At 62.0% G+C, this 7,634-nt stretch carries 5 protein-coding genes and 1 pseudogene; 5 read left to right on the top strand and 1 reads right to left on the bottom strand.

What is annotated here, in order from left to right; translation table 11 throughout:
• Window positions 1–30: 30 nt before the first annotated feature.
• A complete protein-coding gene (locus tag GSQ76_RS32640; RefSeq protein ID WP_408836547.1) occupies window positions 31–642 on the top strand; it encodes a response regulator in 612 nt (203 codons plus the stop codon).
• 81 nt (window positions 643–723) lie between these two features.
• On the opposite strand, the pseudogene GSQ76_RS31795 reads toward GSQ76_RS32640, so the two are convergent.
• Window positions 724–1,974 (bottom strand): annotated as a pseudogene (locus tag GSQ76_RS31795) (aspartate aminotransferase family protein); the annotation flags it as partial.
• A 171-nt stretch (window positions 1,975–2,145) separates the two neighbouring features.
• Here GSQ76_RS31795 and GSQ76_RS12495 point away from each other — a divergent pair.
• The 4 genes from GSQ76_RS12495 to GSQ76_RS12510 form a co-directional block, all read left to right on the top strand.
• Entirely contained in the window at window positions 2,146–3,009 is an 864-nt protein-coding gene (locus tag GSQ76_RS12495; protein WP_216851029.1) for a LysR substrate-binding domain-containing protein, read from the top strand.
• A gap of 139 nt (window positions 3,010–3,148) precedes the next feature.
• Entirely contained in the window at window positions 3,149–4,414 is a 1,266-nt protein-coding gene (locus GSQ76_RS12500; protein WP_158744246.1) for an amidase, read from the top strand.
• Between the two features lie 94 nt (window positions 4,415–4,508).
• On the top strand, window positions 4,509–5,504 hold the full coding sequence (locus tag GSQ76_RS12505) for an aldo/keto reductase (protein ID WP_158744247.1): 996 nt from the start codon (window positions 4,509–4,511) through the stop codon (window positions 5,502–5,504).
• Between the two features lie 242 nt (window positions 5,505–5,746).
• A partial coding sequence (locus GSQ76_RS12510) for a M10 family metallopeptidase C-terminal domain-containing protein (RefSeq protein WP_158744248.1) occupies window positions 5,747–7,634 on the top strand: 1,888 nt, incomplete at its 3' end.

The following is a 7,634-nucleotide window of genomic DNA, read 5'->3' on the forward strand; positions in this document are numbered from 1 at the left end:
ACCGCCGCTGACGGACACACCGGGTTGGCGATGGCGCGGGCTATCCGTCCCCGGGCAATCCTGTTGGACGTAATGATGCCGCAGATGGATGGCTGGTCGGTGCTAACAGCCCTGAAGGCCGACCCTGACCTTGCCCCTATTCCAGTGGTAATGGCCAGTTTCGTCAACGAACCCGCCCTGGCGAATGCTTTGGGTGCGACGGATTATGTGCTGAAACCGGTCGAGTGGGACCAGCTGAAATCGGTGATGCAGCGCTTCCGCGCGACCGAAGGTGCTGTCCTCGTCGTTGATGACGACGCGGATGCACGCCATCGCCTTCGCACCGTTCTGGAGCGCGAGGGCTGGCAGGTTGCCGAGGCTGGCAATGGACAAGAGGCGTTGCAATCACTTGCGAGCGCCACCCCGCAACTTATCCTTCTTGACCTCACCATGCCTGTTATGGATGGCTTCACTTTCTTGCATACGCTGCGCGGGCAACCGGGGGGGGCGGACATCCCTGTCGTGGTGTTGAGCGCCCGCGACCTGAGCAAGACGGATCGCGACCGGCTGGGAAGCGCCGATCGCGTGATCCGCAAGGGTGATGTAGACCTGCGCGACCTGCCGGGCCAGTTGGCAGATTTGAGAACGGGACACGGCTCTTGATCCAAGCGGCGTGTTGATCAAGCGGCAAGCTGGTCTGGCTTTCGCGCAACGCCTCATCCAGGATGGTGATGCACGATCGATCTCGTTGTGGGAGACCCTCAGCGGTGGTGCGATACGCCAGACCGACCCACACTCTGGCCGGCGACGGATGTTCATGCTGAGTCCCTTCTCGAAGCATTTCTGCGTCGTCAGCGCCCCCAGAGCATGCGCGGGCAGTTTGGATGCCCGGTCCTGAATCAGCTCTACGCCTAGCAGCAAACCCAGCCCGCGCACGTCGCCGATGGCCTCGTGGCGCTCCTGAAGTTCCTGCAATCGCGCCCGTAGATAGGCGCCCATCGTGGTCGCCCTGGCGATCAAATGCTCCTCAGCAATAACCTTCAGCACCGCCAGGCCGACTTCCGCCGTCAGCGGGTCCGACACATGGCTCGTGTAGAAGGTAAAATGACGGTCATGCAGCACCTCCTCGATCTTCGCGGTGGTGGCGACTGCGGCTAGCGGTAGGCCGCCGCCCAAAGTCTTCGACATCGTCATGATATCCGGCACCACGCCGAAATACTCCGACCCAGTCCGGCTGCCGATGCGGCCGAATGCGGTCTGCGACTCATCAAAGATCAGAAGCATGCCGCGATCATCGGCTGCCTTGCGCAAGGCCTGCATAAAGGATTGCGGGGGCACCAACACGCCACCGGCGCTGATAACCGGCTCCACGATGATCGCCGCACCTCGCCCGCTCGACTGCATGTCGAACATTGTTAAAGCGAGTTCTAGCCCGGCCAAGGCTGAGGCTTCCTCGCTCAAACCCGGCAGCATTGGCCGGTATGCATTGGGTTCGGGGATGACGAACACGCCAGGCGCGGGCACGCCGTAGCCCTTGCGGTCGCTCGCCATGGACACGGAACTCGCGCCCCCCGTGATGCCGTGCCACGAGCCGCCGAGTACCAGGACCTCGTAACCGTCCGTGTACAACTTCGCCATGCGCAGGGCGACTTCTGTGGCCTCGGACCCAGTGTTGATGAAGATCGTCTTCTGGAGATCACCCGGCAGCCAGTCACGTGCGAGAGTTTGCGCCAGTTCGGCAACGACTTCAGGAATCATGCCGCTGAAGAGGTGGAACGCCTTCTCCCCAGCCCGGTGGACCGCATCGATGATTGCGGGGTGGTTGTGGCCGATGGTGGCGCACATTTGGCCTGAGGTAAAATCTAAATACTCACGACCGTCACTATCCTTGACGACTGTGCCTTTGGCAGACCGGAACAGCTTTGGGAAAGCATCTCCGCCATAGCGTACGAGGTATTGTTTGGAGGCTTGCTGTAACGCGTCGCTCATCACCATCTCCCAATTCAAGCCATGCGCCGGGCCGCCGACTGGCTTAGGGTAGCGCGGACGCCACCGTCGTAAGACCGTTAGTGAGTTGGAACCGTGGGAGCAAAGTCGAAAAAATCAACGCCTGTACAATTGGGGTCAACGCCACCCGTCCGGTCCCGATTGCCGCCACTGAACGCCTTGCATGCGTTCGAGGTCGTCGCCCGCCACACGACCTTCGCCCAGGGCGCGGTGGCGCTATGTGTGACCCCGTCCGCCGTCAGTCATCAGATCCAGCAACTGGAGGACTTCCTGGGCGTGCAACTGTTTCGGCGGGAGGCCGGGCGCGCCGTGCTGACCGCCGCGGGCCATCTCTACGCCCAACAGATCCGCAACGCCTTCGGTCTGATGGCCGATGCGACGGCTCTGGTTGCTCCGCAATCGCAAAGTGGTCACTTGGTCATCGCTTCCAGCCCGAGTTTTGCCGCCAAATGGCTGCAGCCGCGTCTGCCGGATTTTCTCAGCACTCATCCCGGGCTGGAAATTCGCGTGTCGACGCTGTCCGGTTCGGACACATTCAACAAGGACCGTTGCGATATCGCCATCGTCTACGGCCGCCCGCCGGCGCAGGCTCAGGCAGCATCCCTGCTGGCGGAGACGTTGCGGCCGCTCTGTAGCCCGGCAGTCGCAGAAGCGTTGGCATTGGCTGGGCCGCGTGCCTTAGCGGGGGCGACGCTCATACACTCCGTCAATGCCCTAACGTGGACCGAGTATCTGCGCAAAATCGGCCACGGCGACATCCGGCCGCACAATGAAATATGGCTGGATCGGTCCACCATCGCAATCGACGCGGCGGTCGCCGGCATGGGAGTGGTCCTGGAGAGTGAACTCCTGGCGGAGCAAGAGCTGCGGGATGGCCGGCTGGTCGCTCCGTTCGAGAGCGCCGCGTTCGGGGTCCAGACGGAGTCCTACTTCCTCGTCAGACCGCCTGGTTCCCACAACCACGCCCAAGCCGCCAGGTTTGAAGCTTGGCTGCTTGCAAGGAATCGAAGGCCACGACCATAGACACTCCGTTGCCGTTCTTTAGGGTGACAGCGCTGTCCTAAATGGAAGTTCCGCGCATGACCCAGCATCGCCCTTCGCCAACCGCCGTCCGTTCCTTGCTCGCTGTGCTGGGTTTGCCGGCGCCGATTCACCACGAGCAGTGCTGGAGGATTGTCTAGAGAACATCGCACAATGGGAGCCGGTGGTTGGCGCCTTTACCGCCATGAACGTTGACGCCGCGCGCCAAGCCGCTGATGCGGCAACAGCGCGCTGGCGGGCCGGTCAGCCCAAATCGGCGATCGATGGAATGGTCGTGGGCGTGAAGGACATGATCGACACTGGCGACCTGCCTACCGGCATGGGGTCGCCGCTTTATGACGGCTACACGCCCCGCTTCGATGCTGCCAGCGTGCAGGGACTGCGGGAGGCTGGTGCCGTCATTCTGGGCAAGACCGTCACGACCGAATTCGCGTCCAGCCAGCCACGGAGCACGCGCAACCCATGGGATCCGGCGCGCACCCCCGGCGGCAGCAGTAGCGGCTCGGCCGCGGCCGTCGGTACCGGCATGCTGTGTGGCGCGCTGGGCACCCAGGTTGTTGGCTCTATCTCGCGGCCTGCCGGGTATTGCGGGGCATACGGCTACAAACCAACGCCGGGCGGGATCAATCGAGGCGGCAGTCTCGACTTCTTAAGCCAAAGCGTCACCGACACGATCGCCGCGACCCTGGGCGACGCTTGGGTCATGGCGCGCGCGATTGTGGAGCGGGTCGGCGGCGACCCCGGCATGCCCGGCATCACCGGCCCGCTCACCCCGCCGGCCGCCCAGCGCCCGCTACGGCTCGCTTTGATCCGCACCGCGGGGTGGCCCAGCCTGCAACCCGCTGCCCAAGCGTCACTGGAGACCGCATTGGAGACCTTATGCTTCCACGGCATCACGATCCTGACGCGCGAGACCTGCCCTGCCCTCGCTGCCGTCGAGGCCGCGACGGTGGAGGCACGAGTTCAGACACTGATCATCAACGCCTGGAAATGGCGTTGGCCGCTCGGCAGCTACGTGGCGACCGATCACAGCAATGTCAGCGCATCCTCGCGCGATCGGCATATCCATTCTAACACATTGACCCAGAACGACTATTCAGTCGCTCTCGCCCGGCGGGCCGCGGCACGGGCCACGCTGGCGACGCTGCTGCAGGAGTGTGACGCCCTGGTTAGCATCACAGCTGCGGGCGGCGCGCCCGTGGGGCTGGAGAAGACGGGCGACCCGATTTTCGTGGTGCCCGGCTCCTATCTCGGTGTCCCCGGCGTGGCCCTGCCGGTGCTCGAGGCAGACGGCTTACCCCTTGGTCTGCAGTTGCTTGGGGCACCAGGCGCGGATGCGGCGCTATCTGGCCACGCAGCCTTCGTTGACGATCTGCTGCGGATCTAATCACACCTGCTGCCGAGTAGCAGGCAAACGCCCGACCTGCTTAAATCGCGGCCGACCGGGTAGGGCCGGCCGCAGCACCAAGGGATTGCTCGAGATGGCGCAAAAAACGCGAAGTGCCCGCCGTATCCTGGGCCACAGTGACCTCGCGGTCTCGCCGGTGGGGTTGGGCTGTATGTCCCTGTCGGGCGTCTACGGAGCGGCCGATGATGCTGCGTCCGAGGCGCTGATCCACCACGCGCTTGACACCGGGGTGAACCATCTCGACTCCTCGGACATGTATGGCTGGGGGCATAACGAGGGCGTTGTCGGCCGGGCCATCAGGGGGCGGCGGAACGAGGTGGTGCTGGCAACGAAGTTCGGCCAGATCGAGCGCCCGGGCAAATCCAATGGCGTGAATGGCCATCCGGACTATGTCGCCCAGGCATGCGACGCCAGCCTTGCACGGCTAGGGGTGGATGTGATCGATCTTTATTACCAGCACCGAGTGGATCCAGCGGTTCCAGTGGAAGACACCGTCGGCGCCATGGCCCGCCTGGTCGAGCAAGGCAAGGTTCGGTTCCTAGGCCTGTCCGAAGCCCATCCCGACCGCATTGCCCGGGCCCATGCGGTTCACCCGATCACAGCGGTGCAAACCGAATACTCGCTGCTGTATCGGCAGGAAGCCGAAGCGACCCGGCGTGTCACCCAGGCACTCGGCATCAGCTTCGTCGCCTATTCGCCGCTGGGCCGCGGATTGCTGACAGGGGCGATCCAGACACTGGACGATATCGACGGCCGTCGCGCCTCCCATCCGCGGTTTCAAGCGGAGAATTTTGCCACCAATCGCCGCCTTGTCGGGATTATCGAAGCGCTAGCGGCCGAGAAAGGCTGCACCCCAGCCCAAATTACCCTCGCCTGGTTGCTCGCCCAGGGTGACGATGTCGTGACGATCCCAGGAACCCGCTACCCAGCCCGGTTGGACGAGAATACTGGCGCCTTGGACATCGAAATGAGCGCCCAGGAAGTGACCGACATCGGCACCGCCATTCCCCCGGGTGCCGCAGCCGGCACGCGCTACCCCGCGGGTGGAATGGCCGGCGTGTTCGTTTGATGCTGCCGCTCCAGTTGGCGGAGTTTGTGCAGGCATAAGGGCGACGTAGATCGGTGTGCTCGTCCGACGCCACCCGGCAACGATTTGCCGGACTGAGCACCCGTGGCAAAGCTCAAATGTTGGTCCATTACAGTATTTTATCTCAACGAAGGTCCAGCGTTTACGAACGATTAAGCGCAGCTGTTTTAAACGGGCTCCGCCATCCCGCAGCTTCGCAAAAGCGACCTTGAGAAAGCCGAAGAATGCCGCAAAATGCGCCCAATAGCAGCGAACTCGCCACTGTCTCCTACATCAACGGACTAAACCCAGACGGCACGGTTGCATCGACATCGTTCGCGTCTTGGACTGGGTCGACACCCACGGCATACGACGCGAACAGCAGTTCGCTGTCCAAGTGGGACAATGATGCGTCGGGCAATACCCTAGCAGCGACATCGGCGGCGGGCACGGGCGGCGGCACTGTCACCTACGCCTTCGATCCAGCGAGTTCCTTTACGCCCGCCCAGATGAATGCGTTCATCGCCAGCCTGACGTTGTGGTCGGACGAGACGAACATCAGCTTCGCCGCAGCGAGTTCCGTCGCCAGTGCCGATGTGGAATTCACCCTCGGCGTCAATACCGGCAGCGGAGAGTTAGAGGCGAGCCACACCGACGCGGCGGCCGGCAGCACGGCTATCCCCAGCAACGTCTCACCCAGCGCCGCTGGCGGCACCAGTGCAGAGATCGTCATTGAAACGAACGGCACGTATGGCACGCTCGGTTCATTTGCCAATGGCGGCTACAGCTACGCCACGCTTATCCATGAAATTGGGCACTTGGTCGGCCTAGGTCATCCTGGCCCGTACAATGACGGCGATGCTACGGGAGCAGAAGCCAATCAGCTCGGCGTCTACGACAGCCGGCAATGGACTGCCATGTCGTATATTGAACCGAACGACACCAAAGCCGCCTACTACAGCCAATATTCAGTGACGGGCACGTCGTGGCTGTCCTCGGTCAAGACGACCACCGGTAATACTGTTACCACGTCCACGACCGAGGTCGCGCCACAGACACCAATGATGCTGGACATTCTAGCGGCCCAGCAATTGTACGGCACCCCGACCAAGACGGCACTATCCGGTGGCCAAGTGTTTGGTTTCAACACCAACATCACTGACCCGTCGAAGGCGTTCTTCGATTTTACGGTAAACACCACCCCGGTCGTCACCTTATGGGATGCCGGTATCGGCAACACATTGGACCTGTCGGGCTACACCACCGGTTCGGTTGTCAATCTCAACCCCGGCAGCTTCAGCAGTGCAGGTGGATTGACCAACAATATCGGCATCGCCTACGGCACAGCGATCGACACGGCGATCGGCGGAACTGGCAACGACATCTTCACGCTGAACAACGACTCGGACAAGATCTTCGGCGGTGGCGGGAGCGACACGGCCGTCCTCGTCGGCGCCAGCACTGCCTATACGCTGCATCGTGTCGGCACGACCGTCACCGCGATGCTGAACGGCACCAACGTCATCGATACGCTGCAGGCCGTGCAAACGCTGCAATTTTCCGACAAAGCCATTGCCGCGAGTGCGATCGATTTTGTTCCCGTTCCACCAAACTATTCGATTGCGGCATTGGCGGCGTCACAGCCAGACGGGACGACGGGCACAACGTCCTACACCTTTGCTGTCACACGGACGGGCGATAGCACACAATCTGCCAGTCTGACTTACACTGTGCAGGGCTCCGGCACGAGCCCGGTGCCGGCCTCGCTGTTTGCCGCAACATCCGGCACTGTCACCTTTGCCGCTGGAGACACGACAGAAGCTGTAACGGTCAACGTGGCAGGTGCCCGTATTTCTGGGCCAGAGACCTTCACGGCTACAATTTCGAGCGCTGCCGGCGCAGCTATCTCGAACGCGACGGCAACAGGAACGATCTTGTCACCAACGTCTCAAGTCTTGAATAACGTCGACGGCACATCATCCGCCTATAATTACATTCTAAGCGCCACTGTCTATAGTACGATCACACAATATAGCAGTCTGAACGGTAATGGTAGTGTCGTTTCGAATATTGTTGATAATGCAGATTCAACGGCTCTGTTGTACGCCTACAATCCCTCCCCTACTGTTACTC

The organism is Acidisphaera sp. L21 (genome assembly GCF_009765685.1).
Lineage (GTDB): Bacteria > Pseudomonadota > Alphaproteobacteria > Acetobacterales > Acetobacteraceae > LMUY01.

Bases quoted from the DNA above. Each gene is read 5' to 3' on its own strand.
- GSQ76_RS32640 (WP_408836547.1), top strand. From the start codon at position 31: ATGGCGCGGGCTATCCGTCCCCGGGCAATCCTGTTGGACGTAATGATG.
- GSQ76_RS12505 (WP_158744247.1), top strand. From the start codon at position 4,509: ATGGCGCAAAAAACGCGAAGTGCCCGCCGTATCCTGGGCCACAGTGAC.